This window comes from Caballeronia glebae (genome assembly GCF_001545035.1).
GTDB classification, from domain to species: domain Bacteria; phylum Pseudomonadota; class Gammaproteobacteria; order Burkholderiales; family Burkholderiaceae; genus Caballeronia; species Caballeronia glebae.
Window position 1 is genome coordinate 86703 of record NZ_FCOJ02000011.1, and the last position, 23883, is coordinate 110585.

Consider the following 23883-nt stretch of genomic DNA (forward strand, 5'->3'; position numbering starts at 1 on the left):
CGCGCACCGGAATGCGACGCAATGGAGACTTGCCCCCATGTCGTCGCTTGCTGACGTAGACACGCATGTCCGGGAAGTGCTGAACATCGTCAATAATCCGCTGGCCGCGCGCCGCGCCAGCGATTCGGTCGCGCAATCGTGGCTGCGGTGCCTCACGGAATTCAGGCTCGATCCGGGCCGCTTCGTCATGCCGCCGGTGCTCGCGCAGCACGAGCTCAACGAGCGCCGCGAGGCCGCGAGCGATCTCATCGCGTGCTCGAAGCTCGAAATGACGACGCTCTATCAGCAACTCGCCGATCCCGAACTTGCCGTCGTGCTCGTCGATGCGGACGGCGTCATCGTGCATCAGGTGTCGTCGGTGCCGTTCGGCGAAGCGGTCGCCGCCGACGGCCTGCGCGTCGGTGCGATGTGGAGCGAGCGCGAGGCCGGCACCAACGGCATGGGCACGTGCCTCATCGAACGCGATTGCATCGCGGTATGCCAGCACGAGCATTTCTATCCGCGCTATACGTCGCTCACGTGCTCGGCCGCGCCGATCTTCGACGAGCGCGGCACGGTCGTCGGCGTGCTCGACGTCACGAGCCGCTCGAAGCTTTTGCAGCAGCATTCGCTCGTGCTCGTCGGCATGTCGCGGCAGATGATCGAAAATCGTCTGATCGATGCGCGCTACCGGCACGCGAACATGATCCACTTTCATAGCCGGCCCGAGTTCGTCGGCACCTTGCATGCGGGCAAGCTCGCCGTCAGCGACGATGGCGTCGTGCTCGCCGCGAGCCGCAGCGCGCTGTTCCAGCTCGATCTGCGCTCGCCCGCCGAGTTGTGCGGCAAGCGCATCGAGGAAGCGTTCAATGCATCGCTCGAAGACATGATCGCGCGCAGCATCCGCGGCTCGTTCCATCCGGTGACGGTTTATAGCGCGAAGGCGAACAGCCGCTTCTTTCTCACCGCGCAGACCTCGCGCGAAGGCGCGAAAGGCGCGACGCGCATCCTGATGAACGACCCCGCATCGCGCGATCTCTCCGCGCCCGGCGCGCGCCCGAAAGCGCCGAAGAAGGACGCGCGCGAGCCGGCCTCGACCGGCCGCCTCGACAAGCTCGCGCATCTGGAATTCGGCGATCCGCGCGTGGCTTCGCAGATCCAGCTTGCGGCGCGCGTGATCCAGCGCAAAATCCCGATCATCCTGCGCGGGCAGACGGGCACCGGCAAGGAAGTCTTCGCCAATGCGCTGCACAGCATCAGCCCGAACGGCACGGGTCCGTTCGTCGCGGTGAATTGCGCATCGCTGCCGGAGAATCTGATCGAAAGCGAACTCTTCGGTTATCGCGCGGGCGCGTTCACTGGCGCGCAGCGCGAAGGACGGCGCGGCAAGATCGTGCAGGCGAACGGCGGCACGCTTTTCCTCGATGAAATCGGCGACATGCCGCTCGCTTTGCAAGCGCGTCTCTTGCGCGTGCTCGAAGAACACGAAGTCACGCCGCTCGGCGCGGAAACCACGGTGAAGGTGGACTTTCAGCTCATCAGCGCGAGCCACCGCAATCTCATCGAACTCGTGCAGACGGGCATGTTCCGCGAGGATCTGTATTACCGGCTGAACGGTATCGAGATCAATCTGCCGCCGCTGCGCGAACGCGCGGATGCGCTCGCGCTCATCGGCCATATTCTCGAAACCGAATCCGACGAGCCGCCCACGCTTTCCGCCGAAGCGAAGCAGGCGCTCTTGAGTTATCCGTGGCCGGGCAATATCCGCCAGTTGCGTCACGTGCTGCAGATGGCGATCGCGCTCTGCGATGGCCCCGAGATTCGCTGCGCGCATCTGCCGCCGGAGATCGCGAACGGCATCGCGCCGGTTACGCAGGCCGCCGTGCGCGCGCCCGTTTCTCCGCCGCCGCATCTCGCCGATGACGCCGATACTTCGTCGCTCAACGCGATCCAGGTGAAGGAGCGCGAGACCGTGCTCCTGTTGCTCGACGAGCATCGCTGGAACGTGAGCAATGTCGCGAAGGTGCTCGGCATCAGCCGCAACACGCTGTACCGGAAGATGCATCGCCTGCATATTCGCCTGTCGCACGATACGCCGGGCGCATCCGACGCATGACGCAACCCACGCCCGCCCGCCGGCTCGACGAGTTCAAGCCCGACGCGCGCTTTGCGTGGTGCGTGACAGGCTCGGGTCATATGCTCGAAGAGTCGATCGAACTCGCGCGGCAACTGCCCGGCGTCGATCTGTTTCTTTCCGCCGCCGGCGAGGAAGTGCTGCCGCTCTACGGCTGGACCATCGCGAAGCTGCGCGAGCACTTCAAGGTTTTGCGCGACAACAGCGCGAGCAGCGTGCCCGTCGGCATGGTCTATAACGGCGAATATCACACGGTCGTCATCGCGCCCGCGACGAGCAACACCGTCGCCAAATGCGCGTTCGGCATCTCCGATACCTTGCCCACCAACCTCTATGCGCAAGCCGGCAAGCAATGCGTGCCGGGCATCGTGTTCGCATGCGATACCGCGCCGAGCGTCATCACGCAGACCCCGCACGAATGGGTCGAAGTGAGGCCGCGCGCGATCGAGTTCGAGAACGTCGAGCGGCTCGCGCGCTTCGCGCATACCACCGTGGCCCGCTCGCTCGACGACCTCAGGGCCGCGCTCGATCAACGCCTGTCGGACCTGAAGCTTGCATGGAACACATCGTCTTCCTGACGGGGCGGCTCGCGCAATTGAGCCTTCAGCAAGTGCTCGAAAGCATCGCGCCGGCCGCCGCGGGATTGCCGTTCACGTGGGAAGTGCGCGAGATCGGTCTTCAGGTCGCGGGGCTGATGACCGCCGACATGATCCGCCGGCGCGTTCCAACGCCGTTGAGCGACGGAACGAGCCGCATGATCGTGCCCGGCCGATGCCGCGGCGACCTCGATGCCCTCACCGCGCACTATGGCGTGAAGGTCGAGCGCGGTCCCGAAGAGGTGAAGGACTTGCCGCAGTTTTTTGGGCGCGAGGCGCGGCATGTCGATCTGTCGCGCTACGAGACGGAGATCTTCGCGGAGATTGTCGATGCGCCGCGTCTCGATCTCGCGGGCATCGCGGCGCGCGCACGCGAATACAAGCGTCAGGGCGCGGATGTGATCGATATCGGCTGCCTGCCGGAAACGCCGTTCGCGCATCTCGAAGACGCCGTTGCGATGCTGAAGGAACAAGGCTATCGCGTGAGCGTCGATTCGATGCGTGAAGACGAACTCGTGCGCGGCGGGCGCGCGGGCGCGGACTATGTGATGAGTCTCAACGTCGATACGCTATGGATTACTGATGAAATCGCATCGACGCCGATTCTCGTGCCGCGCGAGCCCGCCGACACCGCATCCCTCGATGCCGCGATCGATGCGATGACGAAGCGCGGCCGCGCCTTTCTCGCCGATCCGATTCTAGATCCGATTCCGTTCGGACTCGCGAAGTCCATCGCGCGATATGTGTCGTTACGCGAGCGTTATCCCGACGTGGCGATCATGATGGGCGTCGGCAACGTGACCGAACTCACCGAGGCGGATACGAGCGGCATCAACGCGGTGCTGTTCGGCATGGCCGCGGAATTGCGCATCGCCGCCGTGCTGACGACTTCGGTGAGCCTGCATGCGCGGCGCGCCGTTCGCGAAGCCGATGTCGCGCGCCGCGTGATGCATGCCGCGCGCGAAACGCAGACGTTGCCCAAAGGCATTTCCGCCGATTTGTCCGCGCTGCATGCAAAGCGGCCGTTTCCCTACGACGCCGAAGAGATCGGCGTGTTCGCCGCCGCCGTGCGCGATCCGAATTTTCGCGTGCAGGTCTCGGCGGACGGCATTCACGTCTATAACCGCGACGGGCATCAAGTCGCGACCGACCCGTTCGCGCTCTATCCCGGGCTCAAGGTCGAGCACGACGGCGGGCACGCGTTCTATCTCGGCGTGCAGCTCGCGCGCGCGGAAATCGCGTGGCAACTCGGCAAGCGCTTCGATCAGGATCAGCCACTCGATTGGGGATGCGAAGTCGATCGCCCGGACGAGGATTTGATGGCGTGGCATGCGCCCGGAAGCACGAAGAAGAAGAGCTAGGGCTTCCATTTTATCGAGCAGCCTAGCGCCGGATGTTGCGCTTCGGGCGCATCGTCGTTTTGCGCTATTGCGCGCATCGCTTCGAGGAGATCGCGGCGGGCATCCGGCAAGGCTTGCTTGCGCGATGCGTCGATCCGGCCGCGATATTTCAGGCGTAAATCGCGGTCGAAGCCGAAGCATTCCGGCGTGCAGACGGCGCCGTATGCGCGCGCGATGTCCTGCGTTTCATCGTGGAGATATGGGAACGGCAGGCTCCATTCGTGGGCGACCGCGATCATGCGATCGAACGCGTCGTCGGTATAGATGGACGCATCGTTCGAATTGATGCCCGCCACGTTGACGCCGATCTCCTTCAGCGCGCGCGCATCGCGGATCAGGTTGGGAATCGCCGCCCTCACGTAAAGGCAGTGATTGCACATGAAGACGATCACGAGGCCGTTCGCGCCCTTCAGCGAATCGAGCGTGAAGGTGCTGCCGTCGGTCGCGGGGAGCGTGAAATCGGATGCGATCGCGCCGAGTTCGGCGCTGGGTGATTCGGTGGGCATGAGATAGCTCCCAATTGTTTCGATTGGCTGTTCGGCATATTGGCGGGGGGACCGGACTCGGATAGCATGCAATCTCTTCTTAGTTATCCGGAGTATTCATGTATATCTTTAGTGTCGAAGAAGCGCAGAAGAATCTTCCTAAAGTGCTCGAATTAGTGGCACAGGGGAAAGACGTAGCCATTGACGGTGAACATCCGGCGTTGTTGCTCAAAGTCAAGTCAGTCGGAAACTTCGCAAACGGCAACCCCGAGTCTTGCGGTTCGATCATCGTGTTCGATCCCGAAGATGAAAGCTTGCTTGAGGACGAAGTCTTCAAACCGCTGTCCGACGAAATGATCGAAGAGTTTTATGGCCCGATATTTCCAGAAGACGTCAGCGCCGCAATCGAGCGCCGATGATGCGCGTACTACTCGATACCCACATCTACATCTGGCGCGTGTCGGGGAATCGCCGGCTGCCGGCGCACATTCGCGAATCGATCGATAAGGCGGAGCAGGTCTACGTCAGCACCGCCACCATCTGGGAACTGTCGATCAAGGCGGCGCGCGGCAAGCTGGAACCGCGCGCCGCGCGTGCCATCGACGAGTTGGAAGAACATCCGTTCATCGTGCTTCCCGTTCGACTGAAGCATGCGAAAGCCGTGCGCGACATGCCCGATCTGCATCGCGATCCATTCGATCGTTTGCTGGTTGCGCAGGCGCGAACAGAAGTGCTCAAGTTCCTGACCGTCGACAGCGAACTGGCCGGATATCTCAATGTCGCAACCCCCGCCTGAGCCCGCGCCGCCCGTCCCGCACACCGAGCGGCGCCTCCCTCAGTGATACCGCTTCGCCATCGCCTCCAATCCCATCGGCCTTATACGATCCGCATGTCCCGCGCAGCCGAACGCCTCGAATCGCTCGACACACAAATCCCGCGCCGCCGCCGTCGCCGCCTTCAGCGCGTGCCGCGGATCGAACTCCGACCTGGCCGACGCCATCGCCCGCCGCATCGCGCCCGTCATCGCGAGCCGGATATCCGTGTCGATATTCACCTTGCGCACGCCGCTCGCAATGCCGCGCCGAATTTCATCGACGGGCACGCCGAACGTCGCGGCAATTTCGCCGCCATGCTCGCGGATGATCGCGAGCCATTCCTGCGGCACCGACGACGACCCGTGCATCACGAGATGCGTATCGGGAATGCGCGCGTGAATCTCGGCGATGCGATCGATCGCGAGAATATCGCCGGTCGGCTGACGGCTGAACTTGTACGCGCCGTGCGACGTGCCGATGGCGATCGCGAGCGCATCGATGCCCGTCGCCTCGACGAACGCGCGCGCTTCGTCGGGGTCCGTCAGCAAGCGATCGCGGCTCAACGTGCCTTCCGCGCCGACGCCATCCTCCTCGCCCGCGCGCCCCGTCTCCAGCGATCCGAGACAACCCAGCTCGCCTTCCACCGACACGCCCACCGAATGCGCCGCCTCGACCACGCGCCGGCTCACATCGACGTTGTACTCGTATTCGGCGGGCGTTTTCTGATCGGGCATGAGCGAGCCGTCCATCATCACGGACGTGAAGCCCGAACGAATCGCCTGCTGACACACGGACGGACTCGCGCCGTGATCCTGATGCAGCACCACGGGAATATCCGGATGAGCCTCGACCGCCGCGAGCACGAGATGCCGCAAATACGGCTCGCCCGCATACTTGCGCGCGCCCGCCGACGCCTGCAGGATGACCGGGCTCTTGGTCGCCTCGGCCGCCTGCATGATCGCCTGCACCTGCTCCATGTTGTTGACGTTGAACGCGGGCACGCCGTAGCCGTGCTCCGCCGCGTGATCCAGCAACTGCCTCAAGGCGATGAAAGCCATCGTGATGTCTCCATGCAGGGTGCGAAAAATCAGACGGCCACGCGGCGCGCTTCTTCGACGAGCGCCTCGGTCGTCACGCCGAAATGCGCGAACAACTCGCTCGCGGGCGCAGATTCACCGAAGCGGTCGATGCCGACCGCGCCGCCATTCAATCCGACGTACTGCCGCCAGAACGCCGTGACGCCGGCTTCGATCGCGACGCGCGGCACGCCTTCGGGCAGCACGCGTTCGCGCCACGCGTTGCACTGCCGATCGAACACGGTGGTCGAGGGCATCGACACGACGCGCGCGAGAATGCCCGCTTCCTTCAGCGGTTCGACGGCGGCTAGCGCAAGCGCGACTTCCGAGCCGGTCGCGATCAGCACGACGCGGCGCGCATCGCGCTCGCAAGTCGAGGGCCAGTCGGCGAGCACGTAGCCGCCGCGCTCGATGCCGTCGATCTGCGCTTCGTCGCGCGGCACGAAGGGCAGATTCTGGCGCGAGAGCAGCAGGCACGAAGGCCGGTCACGCTCGACCGCGCTTACCCACGCCTGCATCGTCTCGACCGTATCGCACGGACGCCACACGTCGAGGCCCGGAATCATGCGCAGCGTCGCGGCATGCTCGATCGGCTGATGCGTCGGGCCGTCTTCGCCGAGACCGATCGAATCGTGCGTGAAGACGAACACCGCGCGCGTCTTCATCAGCGCGGCCATGCGCAGCGCGTTGCGCGAGTAATCGGAGAACGTGAGAAACGTGCCGCCGAACGGCAGATAACCGCGATGCAGCGCGACGCCGTTGAGCACCGCGCTCATGCCGAACTCGCGCACGCCGAAGTGGATGTAGTTGCCCTTTTCCGGCGCGGCGCTCACGTCCACCGCCTCTTTCCAGCGCGTGAGATTCGAGCCGGTCAAGTCCGCCGATCCGCCGAGCAGTTCGGGCAACGCGCGCGCCAGTCCCTCGATCGCGAGTTGCGAGGCCTTTCGTGTCGCGAGCGTCTGCCGCGCGCGATCCGCGTCGCGCACGAGCGCATGCGCCATGTCGCGCCAGTTCGCGGGCAACGCGCCGCGCACGCGCCGCTCGAACTCGGCGGCCTCGTTCGGAAACACGCGACGATACGCCTGCATGCGGCGATTCCAGTCCTCCTGCGCCGCCGCACCCGCCTCGCGCGCGTCCCACAGCGCACGAATCGACGATGGAATCTCGAAAGGCGCATGCGTCCAGCTGAGCGCGCGCCGCGTCGCGTCCACTTCGTCGGCGGGAAGCGGCGCGCCGTGTACGTCGTGCGTGCCGGCCATCTTCGGCGCGCCGAGCCCGATCACCGTCTTGCAGCAGATCAAGGTCGGGCGATCCGACTCGCGCGCCAATTGCAACGCATGCGATACATCGTCGACATCGTGGCCGTCCACCGCGCGCACGACATTCCAGCCGTATGACTCGAAGCGCTTCGGCGTGTCGTCGGTGAACCAGCCGTCGACATGGCCGTCGATGGAGATGCCGTTGTCGTCGTAGAGCACGGTGAGCTTGCCGAGCCGCAGCGTGCCCGCGAGCGACGCCGCTTCATGCGACACGCCTTCCATCAGACAGCCATCGCCCACAAAAACATACGTGCGATGATCGACGATCTCATGCCCCGGCCGATTGAACTCGCGCGCGAGCAAGGCCTCGGCGAGCGCCATGCCAACGGCGTTCGTCAGGCCTTGCCCGAGCGGTCCGGTCGTCGTTTCGACGCCGGGCGTCACGCCCACTTCCGGATGCCCGGGCGTCTTGCTGCCCATCTGCCGGAAGCGCTTGATCTCGTCGATTGACAGGTCGTAGCCAGTGAGATGCAGCAGCGCATACAGCAGCATCGAGCCGTGACCGTTCGACAGCACGAAGCGGTCGCGATCGGGCCAGTCGGGATCGACGGGATTGTGCTTCAGATGACGTCCCCACAACGCGACCGCGATCTCCGCCATACCCATCGGCATGCCGGGATGACCGGAGTTGGCCCGGCTCACGGCATCGACGGCGAGCATGCGCAGCGCGTTCGCCATCTCCCGCGTGTCGGGCGAGCGATGAAGTCGGGGCAAAGCTTCAGCGACGGCATTCATAAATGCCTCCTTCCATACGATGATGAGAAAGCTTTTTTCAGGCGCGCGCGCGCCGGTCGCGCAGTTGCAGGATCATCGGCGTGAAGATGAGCTGCATCGCGAGACCCATCTTGCCGCCGGGCACGACGATCACGTTCGGCCGCGACATGAACGAGTCGTGCAGCATTGTCAGCAGATACGGAAAGTCGATGCCCCTCGGCTTCGCGAAGCGGATCACGACGAAGCTCTCGTCGGGCTGCGGAATCTCGCGCGAGGTGAACGGGTTCGACGTATCCACGGTCGGTACACGCTGAAAATTCACGTGCGTGCGCGAGAATTGCGGACAGATGTAATTCACGTAATCGGGCATGCGGCGCAGGATCGTATCGACGACTGCCTCATGCGAATAACCGCGCATCGTCTGATCGCGATGCAGCTTCTGAATCCATTCGAGATTGATGATCGGCACGACGCCGACGAGCAGATCCGCATGACGCGCGATGTCCACTTGACCGGTGACGGCCGCGCCATGCAAGCCTTCGTAGAACATCATGTCCGTGCCGGGCGTGATGTCTTCCCACGGCGTGAAAGTGCCCGCGTCCTGCTTGTAATGCACGGCTTCGCCTTCGTCATGCACGTAGTGGCGAAACTTGCCGCCGCCCGTTTCGCCGTAGTTTTCGAACAACGTTTCGAGTTCGTGCAGCAGATTCGCTTCCGGGCCGAAGTGGCTGAAATTGACGAGGCCATCGCGCTCGCTCTGCTTCAACGCCTCGCGCATGCCGAGGCGATCGTATCGATGGAACGCATCGCCTTCGACGATATGCGCATTGATTTTCTCGCGCCTGAAGATATGCGTGAAGCTCTTCATGACGGTGGTGGTGCCGGCGCCGCTCGATCCCGTCACCGCGACGATCGGATGTTTGACTGACATGCGCTTGTCTCCCTTTATCTATTTGGTGAGCGCTGTTTCAGATGCGATCACGCCTGCGTTTCCGGCAGGAACAACGAGCGTTCCTTGAACAACGGCGACGTGAACGGCTTGTCCTCGCCGCGATCGTATTCGCCGTGATAGCGCTGAATGCGATCGACTTCGTTGCGTGAACCGAGAATCACCGGTACGCGTTGATGCAGCGCCTTCGGCTCGACATCGAGAATGCGCTCGCGTCCGGTAATCGACAGTCCGCCCGCCTGTTCGACGATGAAGCTCATCGGGCTCGCTTCATACAGCAGACGCAGACGTCCTTCCATCTCGGGCGTCTTGAAGTCGCGCGGATACATGAAGACGCCGCCGCGCATGAGGATGCGATGCACTTCCGCGACCATCGACGCGATCCAGCGCATATTGAAGTCGTGCGCGCGGCATCCGGTGCGACCATCCTTGCATTCCTGCACGTAGCGGCGCACGGGCGGTTCCCAGAAGCGTTCGTTCGATACGTTGATCGCGAACTCGCACGAATCCTCGGGAATGCGGATATCGGAATGCGTGAGCACGAAGTTGCCGACATCGCGTTCGAGCGTGAAGCCGTGCGTGCCGTTGCCGACCGAGAGCACGAGCATCGTCGATGGGCCGTAAATCGCGTAGCCCGCCGCGACTTGCTCGCGGCCCGGGCGCAAGAACGATGCTTCGTCGGCGGGACCGTCGTCGTCGCTCGCGCGTCGGAGCACCGAGAAGATCGAGCCGACCACGCCATTGATATCGATGTTCGACGAGCCATCGAGCGGATCGAACGCAAGCAGATACTCGCCGCGCGGATACGGCTCGGGAATCGCATAGACATCGTCCATCTCTTCCGAGACCATGCCCGCGAGCAAGCCGTCCCACTCGCAATGCTGAAGGAAGATATCGTTGGTCACGAGGTCGAGCTTCTTCTGTTCCTCGCCGTGCGTATTGATCGATTGCGCCGAGCCGTGATGTCCGCTCAACGCGCCGCGCGTCAAGGCGGCCGCGATGGTCTTGATCGACGCGGCGACGTCGATCAGCAACGCGGACAGTCCGCTCGCCGCCTCCGGTCCGGGCTTGCGATCCAGCGTATCGATCAGGAACTTCGCTAAGGTCGTGCGTCCATCCTGCATCGCGCTCTCCTTAAGTTTGTGGATCGGTGAACACGCGGCTCGCGCGGATGTCGCTGGCGTCGAGTTGCATCAGCGCAGCGGCATCGGCTACGCCACTGCCGCTTTCGGCCGCGGCGAAAAGCCGGTTGGCCTGACGCAAGCGCGCGCGGTCCAGCGCGTTGCGCACCGAGCGCGCATTGGCGAAGTTCGGTTGCCCGATACGACGCGCGAGGTACGCTTCGAAGGCGTGTCGCGCGTCGTCGTCGAAGCGGTAGTGCATGTCGGCCAACATGTGCTCGGCGATTTCCAGAAGCTCACCGGGCGCATAGTCCGGAAACACGAGGTGATGCGCGATGCGCGAACGAAAGCCCGGATTGCTGTGGAAGAACGTCTCCATGCGCGACGCGTATCCCGCCAAAATCACGACGAGATCGTCGCGCTGGTTCTCCATCGTCTGCAGCAGGATTTCAATCGCTTCCTGCCCGTAATCGCGTTCGTTCTCGGGGCGATACAGGTAATAAGCCTCGTCGATGAACAGCACGCCGCCCATCGCTCGCTTGAGCACTTCGCGCGTTTTGGGCGCGGTATGGCCGATGTACTGGCCGACGAGATCGTCGCGCGTCACCGAGACGAGATGATTGCGCCGGATATAGCCGAGCCGGTGCAGCACTTGCGCCATGCGCAGCGCGACCGTGGTCTTGCCGGTTCCGGGATTGCCCGAGAAGCACATGTGCAGCGTGGGCGCACCCGACACGATACCGAGCGTCTCGCGGGCGCGCTCCACGAGCAGATGCGCGGCGATCTCGCGGATGCGCGTCTTGACCGGCGCGAGGCCGATCAGATCGCGATCCAGCTCCGCCAGCACTTCGCCGATGCGCGATTCGCGGTAGAGCGCCATCAGGTCGGCGTGCGTCGCTTTCGTTTGAAGAGGTGCTTCTTCCAGCGTGGCTTCGGCGCTCATGAACGCTCCTCATCAATAGCGCTCGCCGCTCGGGCGATCGGTGGCGTAGGTGCGCATCGCGTAGCGCTGGATGCGGCTTCTGTCGTCCTGACGTTCGAGACGGAAACCTCGTTCCTGCGCCGGCCGATTCACGATGAACGACAGACGCATCGTTTCGAAACCGCGCACCGAGTCGAAGGCATTCACCTTGATGTAATGATTCGGATACGTTTTGCGGCACTCGTTCACTTCCATCAGCACGCCGGCGGCGTCGTGGAGATCGAACATGGGAAGGCCCCACATTTCCCAGTACGTGTTGCGTGGATGGGGATCGTCGGTGTATTCGACCGAGCAGGCCCAGCCCTGGTCTAGCGCATAGTTGATCTGCGCCGATATCTCGTCGTCGGTAAATGGCGGCAGGAAGGCAAACGTTCCTTGCGTGATATTCATTTCGGTTTCCTATGCTTTTATTGGATATGTATTCCATGAAATCGTGGCGAAAAACCTAAACCGCCGCGGTCGCCGTCACGGCAAAATCCGGCGTATCGGTCGAGGCATAGTTAAACGTCACATCGCGCCAGATATCGAGCGCCTGCTTCAACGGTGTACACGATCGCGCCGCGGCTTCCAGAATCTCCGGTCCCTCGTTCGCGATATCGCGCCCTTCATTGCGCGCTTTCACCATCGCTTCGAGCGCGACGCGATTGGCCGTCGCACCAGCCTGAATGCCTTGTGGATGCCCAATCGTACCGCCGCCGAACTGCAGAATGCAGTCGTCGCCGAACAGGTCCAGCAGTTGATGCATCTGTCCCGCGTGAATCCCGCCCGATGCCACCGGCATAACCTTCCGCAGTCCCGCCCACGGTTGATCGAAGAAGATGCCGCGCGACAGGTCCGGCTCGTTGCGCGCCTCGCGGCACACGTTGTAATAGCCCTGCACCGAGAGCGGATCGCCTTCCAGCTTGCCGACCGCCGTGCCCGCATGCGCATGATCGACGCCCGCCATGCGCAGCCACTTCGCGATCACGCGAAACGAGATGCCGTGATTGCGCTGCCGCGTATAAGTGCCGTGTCCCGCGCGATGCAGATGCAGAATCATGTCGTTGCGGCGCGCCCACTTCGACATCGACTGAATCGCGGTCCAGCCGATCACGAGATCGATCATCACGATGCAGGAACCGAGCTCCTTCGCGAATTCGGCGCGCTCGTACATGTCTTCCATCGTGCCGGCCGTCACGTTCAGGTAATGGCCCTTCACTTCGCCGGTTTCGGCCTGCGCGCGGTTCACCGCTTCCATCGCGAAGAGATAACGATCGCGCCAGTGCATGAACGCTTGCGAATTGATGTTCTCGTCGTCCTTCAGAAAATCGAGTCCGCCTTTCAACCCTTCATACACGACGCGACCATAGTTCTTGCCCGACAAGCCGAGCTTCGGCTTGACTGTCGCGCCGAGCAACGGCCGCCCGTATTTGTCGAGCCGCTCACGCTCGACGACGATGCCCGTCGGCGGTCCCTGGAACGTCTTCAGATAGGCAATCGGAATGCGCATGTCTTCGAGACGCAGCGCCTTGAGCGGCTTGAAGCCAAATACATTGCCGATGATCGACGCCGTCAGGTTCGCAACCGATCCCTCCTCGAACAGATCGAGTTCGTAGGCGATATACGCAAAGTACTGCGGCTCGTCGGCGCGCGCGTTCGGCACAAGCTCGACGCGATACGCCTTGGCGCGATACATGTCGCATGCGGTGAGACGGTCGGTCCACACGACGGTCCACGTCGCGGTCGACGACTCGCCCGCCACGGCCGCGGCCGCTTCCTCCGGCTCAACACCCGCTTGCGGCGTGATGCGAAAAAGCGCGATCACGTCCGTGTCCTTCGGCGTGTAGTCGGGCTGCCAGTAGCCCATCTCGCGATACTTCATGACGCCGGCCGCATAGCGCGAGCGCGGATCGGACGGATTGCGCACCGCCTCGACGGCGGCCTTGCTGAAGTCGTTCATTCCGTTTCCTCGACAGTGAGATGAGAGTGACGTCCGCCCTGCTGCTCGAAGCGACCGCCGCGCTGGTGTGCTGCGCCCTGCTGTGATTGCAGAGTAAGCACGGGGCGCACAGAAAGGAATTCACGAATTACTTGCCCTGGCTTAAACGATGCCTTAGTCGGGAATAGCCCTGATGCGTTTATGGACGAACGAATGGGACACTTTGTTCTGATTTCGTCACACTCGGCACGCGTGATGGGCGAGTCGCGCTCTTCGGCATCCGCTTCATGTCATTGGCATGACGCTTGCATCGCCCTAGCGCCGGCCCCCTCCCGGCCGCCTGTCGGATTCGTCCGCATCGGCAAGTCATCGAAGCGGTGATCGAGGCATCAACTCAACTCGTATGGAGGAACGCGCATGCAATGGACCACGCCAAGCTTCACCGATATGCGTTTTGGTTTTGAAATCACGATGTATATCGCCACCCGCTAACACGCGGACCGAACCCGCACGAAGCCGCATCGAAGCGATCGCGGCTCTTTCGTGCGGCTACGAATACTTTCGCCGACCATCATGATTTACGAGACCATCGTCACGACCGCGGATCGCGATGGCCGGCCGCACATCGCGCCGATGGGCGTGCGCTTCGAAGAAGGCCTCGCGATTCTCGCGCCGTTCCGTCCGTCGACGACGCTCGACAACGTCCTCGCGACGAAGAGCGCCGTCATCAATCTGACGACGGACGTGCGCGTGTTCGCGGGCTGCGTGACAGGCATCGCGCACGACTGGCCGACGCTCGCGGCGAGCACGGTGCCGAGCGTGCGGCTCGCATCGACGCTCGCGCATATCGAGTTGCGTCTCGCTGAATTACTCGATGACGAAGCGCGTCCGACGCTGCGCATGGAATGCGTACATCGCGAGACGCATGCGCCTTTTCCGGGCTTCAATCGCGCGCAGGCGGCGGTCGTCGAAGGCGCGATTCTCGTGAGCCGGCTGTTCATGTTGCCGCCGGAAAAAGTGGACAGCGAGGTGGCTTATCTGCGGATCGCCATCGACAAGACCGCGGGCGACGCCGAGCGCGAAGCCTGGCAGTGGCTTTTGCAGGCGATCGAGGCGCATCGCGCGAAGGCCGTCACCTGATGCTCGTTCCGTAGCCCTCCCTCTGGAGTTTCGACGATGACCGCATTGCTCGCGAGCGTTCGCTCGGCGGATGAAGCCTTCGATGCCGCGAACGCCGGCGCCGAACTGATCGACCTGAAGGAACCGGGCGCGGGCGCGCTGGGCGCGGTTGCGATCGGGGATATCGCGCGGATCGTGCGAGAGTTGCGCGCGCGGTATGCGTTGCGGCCGATCAGCGCGACCATCGGCGATTTGCCCAACGACGCACTCGACGAGATGACCGCGCGCGTGCTCGATGTCGCGGCCACGGGCGTCGATTATGTGAAGGTCGGTGTGTCGCCGGGCGCGGGCGCTTTCGCGTGCTTGCGGCATCTGGCGAGTTTGCCCGCCGCCGTGGTGCCGGTGTTGCTATCGGACGATGGCGTGGATCGCGAACTGGCCGCGCTCGCGGCGCAACTGGGCTTTGTCGGCATCGTGTTCGATACGGCGAGCAAGAACGGGCGCACGTTGTTCGATTGCGTCGATGTGCGGATGCTCGCCTCGTGCATGAGCGATGCACGCACACGCGGGATGATGATCGCCGTTGCCGGATCGTTGGGTTGGGACGATCTCGACAGGATTCGTTTGCTTGCGCCGGATATCGCCGGGTTTCGCGGCGCGCTTTGCGATGAGCGTGACGGGCGCGGCGGAAGGCTCGATCCCAGGCGCGTGGAGAAGTGGGTTCGGGCGCTGCATGTTGCTCGCTAAGGGTTTGGGGTTTCAAACCGTCACATTCAACAATCGATCCCGCATAACCGACACATCCGACTTGCTCAAAATCTCGACGATATAGTTCGCATCCCGCACATGAGCCGGAAAGCGCCGGTCCAGAATGCCCTTCGCGGCCAGCGATTCGAGCGGCGCATTCGCCTCGACCTCGCACGACTTCACGATCATCAACCGCTCCGCGTTGAGCGAACTGGAAAGCCAGGCCGCGAGGCTATCGGACGTGGTGTCCCAGTTGGTCATCGAGTCGGGCGTCGCGCGCATCAGATCGGTCGGCACCCAGACCGCCACGCGCCCATCGCGCAATGCGCGCCGAATGCGATCCTCGTTCGACGCCAGCACGAGTTCCGGCACCACGCCCTGCATCAGAATCGCGTATTGCGCCATCGCGAGCAGACACATGTTGTGGGCCGCGAGATCGTCGAAACGCCATTCCTGCTGATACTGCCGCACCGCGTCCGCGAAATCGCCGCCGCCCGGCACGATCACGACGCGCCCGCCGCCCACTTCCCAGAGCCGCGTCAACCATTCGCGCAGCGCAGGGTCGTGACTCAGGCTTCCCCCGATCTTGACCACCCACATATTCCTGTCCTCGTTCGATCAAGCCGACGGGCCACGCACCCGCTTCCGATACCGCTGTATTGCGCAAGCTATCACGCGGCCCGCGCCGATGCATCGTTCAACCGATGCGCTTCGTTGCTTCCCGCGCCCTTCATCATCGCCGACGCCAAAAGCGCGACCGCCACGCTCGGCGCGCACGTCGATACCCACTCGGCGCGCGTCGCATCGTCGTCGGCGACACCCGCGAGACGCGCGAAATCGACATAGCTGCGCGCCTCCTGCCGCGCCAGCGCCGCCGCGAGAAAGCGTCCGCATCCGGCGCCGACTATCGGCGCCGCCGCCAGCGCCGCATCCCGCGCCACAACGCGCGCGAGATTCGCCTCCAGCGCGCGCAACTGTTCGTGCCGCCAGCCCTGCGCGAAGCGCCGCCACTCGGCATCGCTCGCTTCGACGGCGTCGCGGCCGATCATCCGTGCGATCCGCACGCGGCTCGCGGCCTGCGTCTTCGGCCCGTTGTCGGCGCTCGGATGCTGGTCGTGCTCGGGCCACAGCTCGCCCGTCAGACGATAGACATCGGCGGTCGTCGCGAACCATTCGTTCATCACGCCGGTCGGCTCGCCGCGAAACGCGATGCGATGCGCGAGCCCGCACAACGGCGTGCGCACGACGCCCTGATAAACAAGCTCGCCGCTCGCGAGCCGTTCAGCGTCGCTGGAACCGCGCGCCGCGACACGTCCGCCGACGATAGGAATGATGTCCGTCGTCGTGCTGCCGATATCGATAAACACAGCATTCGGCATGCACGCCGCGACCCATTGCGCGCTCGCGAGCCAGTTCGCCGATGCGACCTTGCGCCAATGCTCCGCGCACGCCGAACGCGCGAGCCAGCCCGCATCGCCGGCGAAGAACATCGTGCGCGGCCCGAGCCGATGCGCGAGCGTGCGCGTCAACGTGCGCACGCCCTCGGCGCGATCGGCGAAGAGATCGACCATTTCGCCGGTCATCGTGACGGCGTGGCGCGCGCTTGCATCGGCGGCGGCGGGCCAGCGCTCGAACATCGCGTCGATCGCGCGTTCCAGGTGCGCCAGGCCCTGCCACAGCGGACACGCCCATTGCGCGACATCGACGAGCATGCCGGCGCGCGTCGCCATCGACACCTTCACGTGCGCGCCGCCCACGTCCCAGCCGAACACCGGCGCATCGTTCGATGTCGATGTCGATGTCGTCATGACGACGCTCCGCCGCACGCGCGCAGCAATCCGGCGTCGCCGTCGAAGCCGGGCACGCGATGCGCCGCGAGCAATTCCGCCGCGAGATTCCTGCCGCCGCGCCGGCTCAGTTCCGCATACGCGACCGTCAGACGCGGATTCACCTCGATCACGACCGGCCCGCGTTCCGGATGCCACACGACGTCGATGCCCGCGAAGCCGCGCAGACCCGGAAACGCTTCGGCGACACGCAGCGCGAGCCGTTCGAGCGCGCGGCCTTGCGGACCATGCCGGTCGATGCGATCGACATCGACGCCGTCGAACTGAACGATGCGCTCGCGGCGTCCCGAACCCGCCGCATCCGACAATCCGATGCGCTGCCGGTTGATGCTCACGAGCCGCGAAAGCCGGTCGCGGCAGATCAGCGAAAGGCTCAGCGGCTCGCCATCGATCCATTCCTGCAGCACGGGATTGCGGCCCGCTTCCGCGCGCGCCGCATATTCGGCGCGCGCGGCGGCGAGGTCGTCGTAGACGTAGGTGTCGAGGCCGCCCGCGCCGTCGTCGGGCTTGACGACCCAGCGTCGCCCGATTGCGGCGCTCGCGTTTTCCGGTTCGAGCGCGGGCGTCGCGGCGATGCTGCGCGCGGCGAGACACGCGGCCGTCGCGCTCTTGCTCGACGCCGCGCGGATCGCTTCTTTCGCGCAGCCGAGCCAGCGCGCCTGGCCGACGGCATCGTAGAGCTTGAGCAGCAGTCCGTCGCACTCGGGCGCGACGATGCAGGCATAGTCGTGCTCGCGCGCCACGCGGGCCACGAAGCGTATGACCGATTCGCCCGGCTGCGCGCGCACGTAGGCGCGGTCGTCGTCGACTTGCTCGAAGCGCGAACTCGCCACGCTCACGTCGATGCCCGGCAGCGCGCGCAGATCGGCGGCGATGGCGTCGCGCATCACGCGGCCCTCGACGATCAGCGCGGAGAGGTCGGCGAGGCTGCCAGCGCCCGCCGCTTCCGGATCGATGCCGCCGCCGGTGAGATACTCGAATACGAAGATCTTGGTCAAAGGAAAGCCATCCATGCAGGTGATACCCGTTCTCGATCTGCTCGACGGCCACGCGGTGCACGCGGTATGCGGCGAACGTTCGCGCTATCGGCCGATCCAGTCCTCGTTGTGCGCGACGAGCGATCCCGTTGAGATCGCCCGCGCGCTCGTCGCCGCGACCGGCGCGCGCACGTTGTACGTCGCCGATCTGGGCGCGATCCTTTCGCGCGGCGCGCACGACCACGCACTCGCCGCCCTTAGCGACGCCCTCGGCGGCGGCTTCCACATCTGGCTCGACGCGGGCTTCACCGCGTTCGCGCCGATGCGCGCGCTCGTCGAGCGCATCGCCCGGCTGACGCAGTCCGCTGCGCCCGCCGCGATCGTGCCCGTGTTCGGCACCGAGACGCTCGTCGACATCGGCGCGATCGCCGAGGCGTCCGCTTGCGGCTTCGAGCCGATTCTGTCGCTCGACTATCGCGGTGGGCGCGCGCTCGGTTCGGCGCATGTCGAGAGCGACGCGTGGCCGTCGCGCGTGATCGTGATGACGCTGGATCACGTGGGCGCGAATGCCGGACCCGATCTCGACACGTTTGCCGCCGTGCGTGCGCTCGCCGGTGCGCGCGAGTTGGTGGGCGCGGGCGGAATCCGCCATGACGCCGATCTCGCGCTCGCCGGTGAAAGCGGCGCTCATGCGTGGCTCGTCGCCTCCGCGATTCACGATGGGACCGTGAGTCGGCGCGATGTGCATCGCGGAGTTTTCGAGGGATGAACTCAATATCTGTGCCAAGGGCTTTGGGGCTTTGCTCGCGGTGTAATCGTTTGGTTAGCAGGTGTTGCATCGGGTGATTCACGGGTGACAGTGTGTTGCATTGCGGAGCAGTTTTCCGTGGCTTCTTTTTCTGCTCTCGCTTCTTCGGCTTTCGCCAGATGCGCAGCAAGCTTCAAAGAAAACCGGCATAGACCTTGCTCGCAAGCACGACCATGCACGATTCACCCACGCTCACGACATCGAACGCCCAGGCCGCAGCCCCGAACGCTTGGACCTGCCCGTTCTGCCCCCTGCTATGCGACGACATCACGCTCGCGCCAGGCGCCGATCAGCGCCTCGCGGCACCGCACACCGACTGCCCGCGTCTGGCGGGTTCGCTTGCCCGCTTCGGTCCGAACGATGCAAACCGAAAGCCCACGATCGACGGGCAAATCACCGATCCAGAAGCGGCGCTCTCGCGAGCCGCGTCGATCCTGTCGGGCGCGCATCGGCCGCTCTTCGGCGGACTCGCGACCGACGTGGCCGGCGCACGCGCGCTCTATGAACTCGCCGCGCAGTGCGGCGCGATCCTCGATCATCTGCACGGCGACACGCTCGCCGACAGCAATCGCGCGCTGCAAGACCGCGGCTCGTTCTTCACGACGCTCTCGGAAGTCCGCTCGCGCGCCGATCTCATCGTCGTGTTCGCGTGCGAGCCGTCGCGGCGCTATCCGCGCTTCTTCGAGCGCATTGCGGGCGTCGGTCGCGACGTAAGCGTCGTATTCGTCGGATGTGACATCGATCCCGCCGCGAACATGCGCGCCGAATCGATCCTGCCGAACGCCGATCCCTTCGATACGCTCGCGCTGTGGTCCGCGCTCGTCGAAGGCGGGCGTTCGATTCCAGCGGCCGAACTCGTCGCGCTGACCGAGCGCGTCGGCCTCGCGAAGTACACCGCGTTCGTCTACGAGCCAGCCACACTGCCGACGCAACACGCCGCGCTCGCGATCGAAGCGCTGCAACGTATCGTCAAGGCGATCAACCGCACCGCGCGCGCAGGCACGCTCGCGTTGACCGGCGACGACGGCGCCGCGTCCGTCAATCAGGCGATCACGTGGTTGTCGGGCTTTCCGCTGCGCACGCGCGTCGCGTATGGCTTGCCGCTCGATCACGATGCGCATCGCTATCGCACGGAAACGCTGTTGCAGCGCGACGAAATCGATGCGCTCGTGTGGGTGTCGAGCTTCGCGCCCGAGCCGCTGCCCGCATCGCTCGATGACGACGTGCCCGCGATCATCCTCGCCCATCCGGCGACGACCGTGCCCGCGCGCCGAGGCCCGACCGTGTTCATTCCGGTCGCGACGCCGGGCATAGACTGCGGCGGGCATCTGTTTCGCGTCGATACATCCGTGGTCGCGCCGCTCGCCGCCGCGCGCGATTACGCGTTGCCGACGCTCGCAGCGATCGCGGCGCGACTCGCGCAGGCGCGGAGGCCGTCATGAGCCTCACGCGTCTCAAAGGCGGCACGCTCTACGATCCGGCGAACGGCGTCGATGGCGAGCGGCGCGACATCCATATCCGCGATGGCCGCATCGTCGATGGTGCTGCAAACGAACGCATCGATCGCGATTTCGACGCCAGCGGCATGATCGTGATGGCGGGCGGCATCGACCTGCATTCGCACATCGGCGGCGGCAAGACGAATCTGTCGCGCCTCCTGTTGCCCGAAGATCATCGCGACGATCCGCGCGCCGTGCCCGATCGTCCGAACGAGGGCCGCTACATGCGCCTGCCGTCGTGCGGCGTGTGCGCGCCGGGCACGCTCGCCGCCGGCTATCGCTACGCGGAAATGGGCTACACGGCCGCGTTCGAGCCGGCGATGATCGCGTCGAACGCACGCCATGCGCATCTGGAAATGGGCGACACGCCGATCATCGATCACGGCGCCTACGTGATGATGGGCAACGACGAACTCTTCCTGCAAATGCTCGCCGCCAGCGAGGACTTCGAGCGGCTGCGCGATTACGTCGGATGGACCATCGATTCGAGCAAGGCGCTTGGCGTGAAGGTCGTGAATCCGGGCGGCATTTCGGCGTTCAAGTTCAATCAGCGTTCGCTCGATGTCGATGAAAAGCACGTGCATTACGGCATCACGCCACGCGATGTATTGAAGACGCTCACGCGCGCCCTCACCGATCTGCGCGTGCCGCATCCGCTGCATGTTCACGCGAGCAATCTCGGCGTGCCGGGCAACCTCGAATCGACGATCAGGACAATGGACACGGCGGAAGGCCTGCCCATTCATCTGACGCATATCCAGTTCCACAGCTATGGCGTCGAAGGCCCGCGCAAGTTTTCGTCGGGCGCACGCGCGATTGCCGAAGCGGTGAACGCGCGGCCCAACGTGACCATCGACGTCGGTCAGATCATCTTCGGTCAGACGGTCACGGCATCGGGCGACACGATGATGCAGTTCAAAAACGCGCCGATGGCCCGGCCGCGCAAATGGGTGCTCGGCGATATCGAATGCGATGCGGGTTGCGGCGTCGTGCCGTTCAAGTATCGCGAAGAGAGCTTCGTGAACGCGCTGCAATGGATCATCGGGCTGGAAATCTTTTTGCTCGTCGACGATCCGTGGCGCGTGTCGATGACCACCGATCATCCGAACGGCGCGCCCTTCACGAGCTATCCGCATCTGATCCGCTTGCTGATGGACAAGTCCTTTCGCGACGAGCAACTCGACAAGCTTCACGCCGACGCGAAGACCGCGAGCGCCCTGAGCGAAATCACGCGCGAGTTTTCGCTTTACGACATCGCGATCATCACGCGCGCCGGTCCCGCCAGGCTGCTCGGCCTGAAGGATCGCGGCCATCTCGGCGCGGGCGCGGCGGCGGATATCGCCGTGTATCGCGACGACGCCGATCGCGAGCGCATGTTCACATCGCCCGCCTACGTGTTCAAGGACGGCGAACTGATCGCGCGCGACGGCACGTTGCTCGCCACGCCCACGGGCGGCATTCATTACGTGCGCCCCGAATACGACCGCGCCATCGAAACGCGCGTGCGCGAGTTCGCGCAACAGCATCTCGCGACGCGCTTCGAGAACATCGCCATCGGCGACGACGAAATCTGCGCATGCTGCAACGGCGGGCGGCTCTTGCCCGTGGCCTGCTTCGCGACGAGCGGAGGCTGACGCATGCGCATCAACGACACGCAGATCGACGACACCTTCGCCGAAGCCTTCCCGATGAAAGCGACGCGCCTCGTCATCACCGCGCATACGTCGACGTGGGCGCGGCATGCGGCCAATTCGCTGACGGGGTTCGCGACGTCCGTCATCGATTGCGGCTGCGAGGCGGGCATCGAACGCGATCTCGCCGGCGACGAAACGCCCGATGGCAGACCGGGCGTCGCGGTGCTGATCTTCGCAATATCGTCGAAGGAACTGGCCAAACAGATCGCGCGGCGCGTCGGGCAATGCGTGCTGACATGCCCGACGACGGCGGTCTTCGGCGGCATCGATCCCGCGAACGCGCGCGCGCCGCTTTCCGACAACGCGCCGCTCGGCGCGGGATTGCGCTTCTTCGGCGACGGCTATCAGATATCGAAAGTGCTCGACGGCACGCGTTACTGGCGCGTGCCCGTGATGGACGGCGAATTCGTCTGCGAGGAATTCACCGCGACGGTGAAAGCGGTCGGCGGCGGCAACTTGCTGTTTCTCGCGCGCGACATCGACAGCGCGTTGCATGCCGCCGAATCCGCCGTCGCCGCGATGCACGAATTGCCGAACATCATCACGCCGTTTCCGGGCGGCGTCGTGCGCTCGGGATCGAAGATCGGATCGAAGTACGCGGGCGCGACGGCATCCACGAACGATGCATTCTGTCCCACGCTCGTCGGTCTGTCGAAGAAAAGCGAGCTGACGCCGGACATCGCGTGCGTGCTGGAGATCGTGATCGACGGCCTCACCGATGCCGATGTCGGCGCGGCGATGACAGCGGGCATCGCCAGCGCGACGAAGATAGGACGCGCGGGCGGCGTGCTGCGCATTTCCGCGGGCAATTACGGCGGCAAGCTCGGGCCGTATCACTTCAAGCTGCATGAATTGTCGAAGGATATCGACGGGAGCCGCGCATGAACGCGATCACGTTGCGCGTAAAACATGCGCCGGGCTTTCGCGTCGATGGGTCGAAATTACTGCCCGCCACGCTTGCGGCCATGTCGCGCACCGAGTTGCCGCGCATCGTGCTGCAAGGCGCGGGCGAAACGTGCGCGCTCGGCGATCTCTTCGATATCGCCTTGGAACAAAGCGACACGCCCGCGCTCACGATCGAAGGCGACGCGCCGTGGCTCGATCGCATTGGCGCGAGCATGACCGAAGGCACGCTCACGGTGCACGGCGACGCGGGCGATCATGCGGGCATGAAGATGCTCGGCGGCGAGTTGGACATACGAGGCGATGCGGGTGCGTTCGCCGCATGCGAGATGCAAGGCGGACGTTTGTCGATTCACGGCGACGCGGGCGATTTCGCCGCGAGCGCGCTGCCCGGCGACATGGAAGGCATGACGGGCGGCACGCTCACGATTCACGGCAACGCGGGCGCGCGCCTCGCCGATCGCATGCGGCGCGGCACGGTGCTCGTCGCGGGCGATGCGGGCGATTTCGCCGCGTCGCGGCTCGTCGCCGGTTCGGTCTGCGTCGGCGGGAAAGTGGGCGCACACTTCGGATACGGCATGCGGCGCGGCACGGTGTTGCTGGCAAACCCGCCATCTCGCATTCCGCCGACCTTCACCGAAGGCGGACGCGGCTTCGACGTGTTCTGGCTGCTGTTCACGCGCATGCTCGCGCGCGAGATCGCGCCCTTTTCGCAGCTAGCGGGCACGACGTTGCCGCGACGCTACGCCGGGGACCTCGCGGTGGACGGCCGGGGGGAATTGCTGATCGCCAATTCGTAGG

At 64.6% G+C, this 23883-nt stretch carries 24 protein-coding genes; 13 read left to right on the top strand and 11 right to left on the bottom strand.

The window, feature by feature from the left end; all coding sequences use genetic code 11:
* Window positions 1-37: 37 nt before the first annotated feature.
* From AWB82_RS10220 to AWB82_RS10230, 3 genes are read left to right on the top strand one after another with little or no spacing between them, the layout of a single operon-like run.
* On the top strand, window positions 38-2095 hold the full coding sequence (locus AWB82_RS10220; protein WP_086967013.1) for a sigma-54-dependent Fis family transcriptional regulator: 2058 nt from the start codon (window positions 38-40) through the stop codon (window positions 2093-2095).
* On the top strand, window positions 2092-2691 hold the full coding sequence (locus AWB82_RS10225) for a flavoprotein (protein WP_086967014.1): 600 nt from the start codon (window positions 2092-2094) through the stop codon (window positions 2689-2691). The genes AWB82_RS10220 and AWB82_RS10225 overlap by 4 nt, the downstream gene beginning before the upstream one ends.
* Window positions 2670-4070: a DUF6513 domain-containing protein gene (locus AWB82_RS10230; protein ID WP_086967015.1), complete on the top strand. Its 1401-nt coding sequence runs from the start codon at window positions 2670-2672 to the stop codon at window positions 4068-4070. The genes AWB82_RS10225 and AWB82_RS10230 overlap by 22 nt, the downstream gene beginning before the upstream one ends.
* Here AWB82_RS10230 and AWB82_RS10235 read toward each other — a convergent pair.
* A complete protein-coding gene (locus AWB82_RS10235) occupies window positions 4067-4615 on the bottom strand; it encodes a thioredoxin family protein (protein ID WP_086967016.1) in 549 nt (182 codons plus the stop codon). The genes AWB82_RS10230 and AWB82_RS10235 overlap by 4 nt on opposite strands.
* Before the next feature lie 98 nt (window positions 4616-4713).
* Here AWB82_RS10235 and AWB82_RS10240 point away from each other — a divergent pair, with 98 nt between their 5' ends.
* Window positions 4714-5013 carry a hypothetical protein gene (locus AWB82_RS10240; protein ID WP_086967017.1) on the top strand — a complete coding sequence of 100 codons (300 nt, stop codon included), beginning with the start codon at window positions 4714-4716 and terminating at the stop codon, window positions 5011-5013.
* Window positions 5010-5390, top strand: a complete 381-nt coding sequence (locus tag AWB82_RS10245; RefSeq protein WP_086967018.1) for a type II toxin-antitoxin system VapC family toxin — start codon at window positions 5010-5012, stop codon at window positions 5388-5390. The genes AWB82_RS10240 and AWB82_RS10245 overlap by 4 nt, the downstream gene beginning before the upstream one ends.
* Before the next feature lie 39 nt (window positions 5391-5429).
* Here the strand turns inward: AWB82_RS10245 and fba are convergent, their stop codons facing one another.
* From fba to AWB82_RS10280, 7 genes are read right to left on the bottom strand one after another with little or no spacing between them, the layout of a single operon-like run.
* Complete coding sequence (fba, locus tag AWB82_RS10250; RefSeq protein ID WP_086967019.1) at window positions 5430-6467, bottom strand: class II fructose-bisphosphate aldolase; 1038 nt, start codon at window positions 6465-6467, stop codon at window positions 5430-5432.
* 29 nt (window positions 6468-6496) lie between these two features.
* Window positions 6497-8539, bottom strand: coding sequence for a transketolase (tkt, locus tag AWB82_RS10255; protein ID WP_086967020.1), 2043 nt, complete (start codon window positions 8537-8539; stop codon window positions 6497-6499).
* A gap of 37 nt (window positions 8540-8576) precedes the next feature.
* On the bottom strand, window positions 8577-9449 hold the full coding sequence (locus AWB82_RS10260) for a phosphoribulokinase (RefSeq protein WP_086967021.1): 873 nt from the start codon (window positions 9447-9449) through the stop codon (window positions 8577-8579).
* A gap of 47 nt (window positions 9450-9496) precedes the next feature.
* Complete coding sequence (locus AWB82_RS10265; protein ID WP_086967022.1) at window positions 9497-10591, bottom strand: class 1 fructose-bisphosphatase; 1095 nt, start codon at window positions 10589-10591, stop codon at window positions 9497-9499.
* A gap of 10 nt (window positions 10592-10601) precedes the next feature.
* Entirely contained in the window at window positions 10602-11531 is a 930-nt protein-coding gene (gene cbbX, locus AWB82_RS10270; RefSeq protein ID WP_086967023.1) for a CbbX protein, read from the bottom strand.
* A 12-nt stretch (window positions 11532-11543) separates the two neighbouring features.
* Entirely contained in the window at window positions 11544-11960 is a 417-nt protein-coding gene (locus tag AWB82_RS10275; protein WP_086967024.1) for a ribulose bisphosphate carboxylase small subunit, read from the bottom strand.
* A gap of 55 nt (window positions 11961-12015) precedes the next feature.
* A complete protein-coding gene (locus tag AWB82_RS10280) occupies window positions 12016-13509 on the bottom strand; it encodes a form I ribulose bisphosphate carboxylase large subunit (RefSeq protein ID WP_086967025.1) in 1494 nt (497 codons plus the stop codon).
* A 396-nt stretch (window positions 13510-13905) separates the two neighbouring features.
* On the opposite strand from AWB82_RS10280, the gene pqqA reads away from it, so the two are divergent.
* The 3 genes from pqqA (at window position 13906) to AWB82_RS10295 (ending at window position 15354) form a co-directional block, all read left to right on the top strand.
* Window positions 13906-13980, top strand: coding sequence for a pyrroloquinoline quinone precursor peptide PqqA (gene pqqA, locus AWB82_RS10285; protein ID WP_008354335.1), 75 nt, complete (start codon window positions 13906-13908; stop codon window positions 13978-13980).
* An 81-nt stretch (window positions 13981-14061) separates the two neighbouring features.
* Window positions 14062-14628, top strand: a complete 567-nt coding sequence (locus AWB82_RS10290) for a DUF447 domain-containing protein (protein WP_086967026.1) — start codon at window positions 14062-14064, stop codon at window positions 14626-14628.
* 36 nt (window positions 14629-14664) lie between these two features.
* A complete protein-coding gene (locus AWB82_RS10295; RefSeq protein WP_086967027.1) occupies window positions 14665-15354 on the top strand; it encodes a (5-formylfuran-3-yl)methyl phosphate synthase in 690 nt (229 codons plus the stop codon).
* A gap of 12 nt (window positions 15355-15366) precedes the next feature.
* Here the strand turns inward: AWB82_RS10295 and AWB82_RS10300 are convergent, their stop codons facing one another.
* The 3 genes from AWB82_RS10300 to AWB82_RS10310 all read right to left on the bottom strand — a co-directional run bounded on the left by AWB82_RS10300 (window position 15367) and on the right by AWB82_RS10310 (window position 18199).
* The gene (locus tag AWB82_RS10300; protein ID WP_086967028.1) at window positions 15367-15954 is read right to left on the bottom strand and encodes an amino acid kinase family protein; all 588 of its coding nucleotides are present in this window, start codon (window positions 15952-15954) and stop codon (window positions 15367-15369) included.
* A gap of 71 nt (window positions 15955-16025) precedes the next feature.
* The gene (locus tag AWB82_RS10305) at window positions 16026-17162 is read right to left on the bottom strand and encodes a hydantoinase/oxoprolinase family protein (RefSeq protein WP_086967029.1); all 1137 of its coding nucleotides are present in this window, start codon (window positions 17160-17162) and stop codon (window positions 16026-16028) included.
* On the bottom strand, window positions 17159-18199 hold the full coding sequence (locus tag AWB82_RS10310) for an ATP-grasp domain-containing protein (protein WP_086967077.1): 1041 nt from the start codon (window positions 18197-18199) through the stop codon (window positions 17159-17161). The genes AWB82_RS10305 and AWB82_RS10310 overlap by 4 nt, the downstream gene beginning before the upstream one ends.
* Before the next feature lie 13 nt (window positions 18200-18212).
* Here AWB82_RS10310 and AWB82_RS10315 point away from each other — a divergent pair, with 13 nt between their 5' ends.
* The 5 genes from AWB82_RS10315 to AWB82_RS10335 all read left to right on the top strand — a co-directional run bounded on the left by AWB82_RS10315 (window position 18213) and on the right by AWB82_RS10335 (window position 23882).
* A complete protein-coding gene (locus AWB82_RS10315; protein WP_086967030.1) occupies window positions 18213-18947 on the top strand; it encodes a HisA/HisF-related TIM barrel protein in 735 nt (244 codons plus the stop codon).
* A 212-nt stretch (window positions 18948-19159) separates the two neighbouring features.
* On the top strand, window positions 19160-20428 hold the full coding sequence (locus AWB82_RS10320; protein ID WP_086967031.1) for a molybdopterin-binding domain-containing protein: 1269 nt from the start codon (window positions 19160-19162) through the stop codon (window positions 20426-20428).
* Window positions 20425-22119: a formylmethanofuran dehydrogenase subunit A gene (locus AWB82_RS10325; RefSeq protein WP_086967032.1), complete on the top strand. Its 1695-nt coding sequence runs from the start codon at window positions 20425-20427 to the stop codon at window positions 22117-22119. The genes AWB82_RS10320 and AWB82_RS10325 overlap by 4 nt, the downstream gene beginning before the upstream one ends.
* Before the next feature lie 3 nt (window positions 22120-22122).
* Window positions 22123-23064 carry a formylmethanofuran--tetrahydromethanopterin N-formyltransferase gene (gene fhcD, locus AWB82_RS10330; protein WP_086967033.1) on the top strand — a complete coding sequence of 314 codons (942 nt, stop codon included), beginning with the start codon at window positions 22123-22125 and terminating at the stop codon, window positions 23062-23064.
* Window positions 23061-23882: a formylmethanofuran dehydrogenase subunit C gene (locus AWB82_RS10335; protein ID WP_086967034.1), complete on the top strand. Its 822-nt coding sequence runs from the start codon at window positions 23061-23063 to the stop codon at window positions 23880-23882. Before fhcD ends, AWB82_RS10335 begins: the two co-directional genes overlap by 4 nt.
* Window position 23883: the final 1 nt, after the last annotated feature.

Bases quoted from the DNA above. Each gene is read 5' to 3' on its own strand.
- AWB82_RS10220 (WP_086967013.1), top strand. From the start codon at position 38: ATGTCGTCGCTTGCTGACGTAGACACGCATGTCCGGGAAGTGCTGAAC.
- AWB82_RS10225 (WP_086967014.1), top strand. From the start codon at position 2,092: ATGACGCAACCCACGCCCGCCCGCCGGCTCGACGAGTTCAAGCCCGAC.
- AWB82_RS10230 (WP_086967015.1), top strand. From the start codon at position 2,670: ATGGAACACATCGTCTTCCTGACGGGGCGGCTCGCGCAATTGAGCCTT.
- AWB82_RS10235 (WP_086967016.1), bottom strand. From the start codon at position 4,615: ATGCCCACCGAATCACCCAGCGCCGAACTCGGCGCGATCGCATCCGAT.
- AWB82_RS10240 (WP_086967017.1), top strand. From the start codon at position 4,714: ATGTATATCTTTAGTGTCGAAGAAGCGCAGAAGAATCTTCCTAAAGTG.
- AWB82_RS10245 (WP_086967018.1), top strand. From the start codon at position 5,010: ATGATGCGCGTACTACTCGATACCCACATCTACATCTGGCGCGTGTCG.
- fba (WP_086967019.1), bottom strand. From the start codon at position 6,467: ATGGCTTTCATCGCCTTGAGGCAGTTGCTGGATCACGCGGCGGAGCAC.
- tkt (WP_086967020.1), bottom strand. From the start codon at position 8,539: ATGAATGCCGTCGCTGAAGCTTTGCCCCGACTTCATCGCTCGCCCGAC.
- AWB82_RS10260 (WP_086967021.1), bottom strand. From the start codon at position 9,449: ATGTCAGTCAAACATCCGATCGTCGCGGTGACGGGATCGAGCGGCGCC.
- AWB82_RS10265 (WP_086967022.1), bottom strand. From the start codon at position 10,591: ATGCAGGATGGACGCACGACCTTAGCGAAGTTCCTGATCGATACGCTG.
- cbbX (WP_086967023.1), bottom strand. From the start codon at position 11,531: ATGAGCGCCGAAGCCACGCTGGAAGAAGCACCTCTTCAAACGAAAGCG.
- AWB82_RS10275 (WP_086967024.1), bottom strand. From the start codon at position 11,960: ATGAATATCACGCAAGGAACGTTTGCCTTCCTGCCGCCATTTACCGAC.
- AWB82_RS10280 (WP_086967025.1), bottom strand. From the start codon at position 13,509: ATGAACGACTTCAGCAAGGCCGCCGTCGAGGCGGTGCGCAATCCGTCC.
- AWB82_RS10290 (WP_086967026.1), top strand. From the start codon at position 14,062: ATGATTTACGAGACCATCGTCACGACCGCGGATCGCGATGGCCGGCCG.
- AWB82_RS10295 (WP_086967027.1), top strand. From the start codon at position 14,665: ATGACCGCATTGCTCGCGAGCGTTCGCTCGGCGGATGAAGCCTTCGAT.
- AWB82_RS10300 (WP_086967028.1), bottom strand. From the start codon at position 15,954: ATGTGGGTGGTCAAGATCGGGGGAAGCCTGAGTCACGACCCTGCGCTG.
- AWB82_RS10305 (WP_086967029.1), bottom strand. From the start codon at position 17,162: ATGACGACATCGACATCGACATCGAACGATGCGCCGGTGTTCGGCTGG.
- AWB82_RS10315 (WP_086967030.1), top strand. From the start codon at position 18,213: ATGCAGGTGATACCCGTTCTCGATCTGCTCGACGGCCACGCGGTGCAC.
- AWB82_RS10320 (WP_086967031.1), top strand. From the start codon at position 19,160: ATGCACGATTCACCCACGCTCACGACATCGAACGCCCAGGCCGCAGCC.
- AWB82_RS10325 (WP_086967032.1), top strand. From the start codon at position 20,425: ATGAGCCTCACGCGTCTCAAAGGCGGCACGCTCTACGATCCGGCGAAC.
- fhcD (WP_086967033.1), top strand. From the start codon at position 22,123: ATGCGCATCAACGACACGCAGATCGACGACACCTTCGCCGAAGCCTTC.
- AWB82_RS10335 (WP_086967034.1), top strand. From the start codon at position 23,061: ATGAACGCGATCACGTTGCGCGTAAAACATGCGCCGGGCTTTCGCGTC.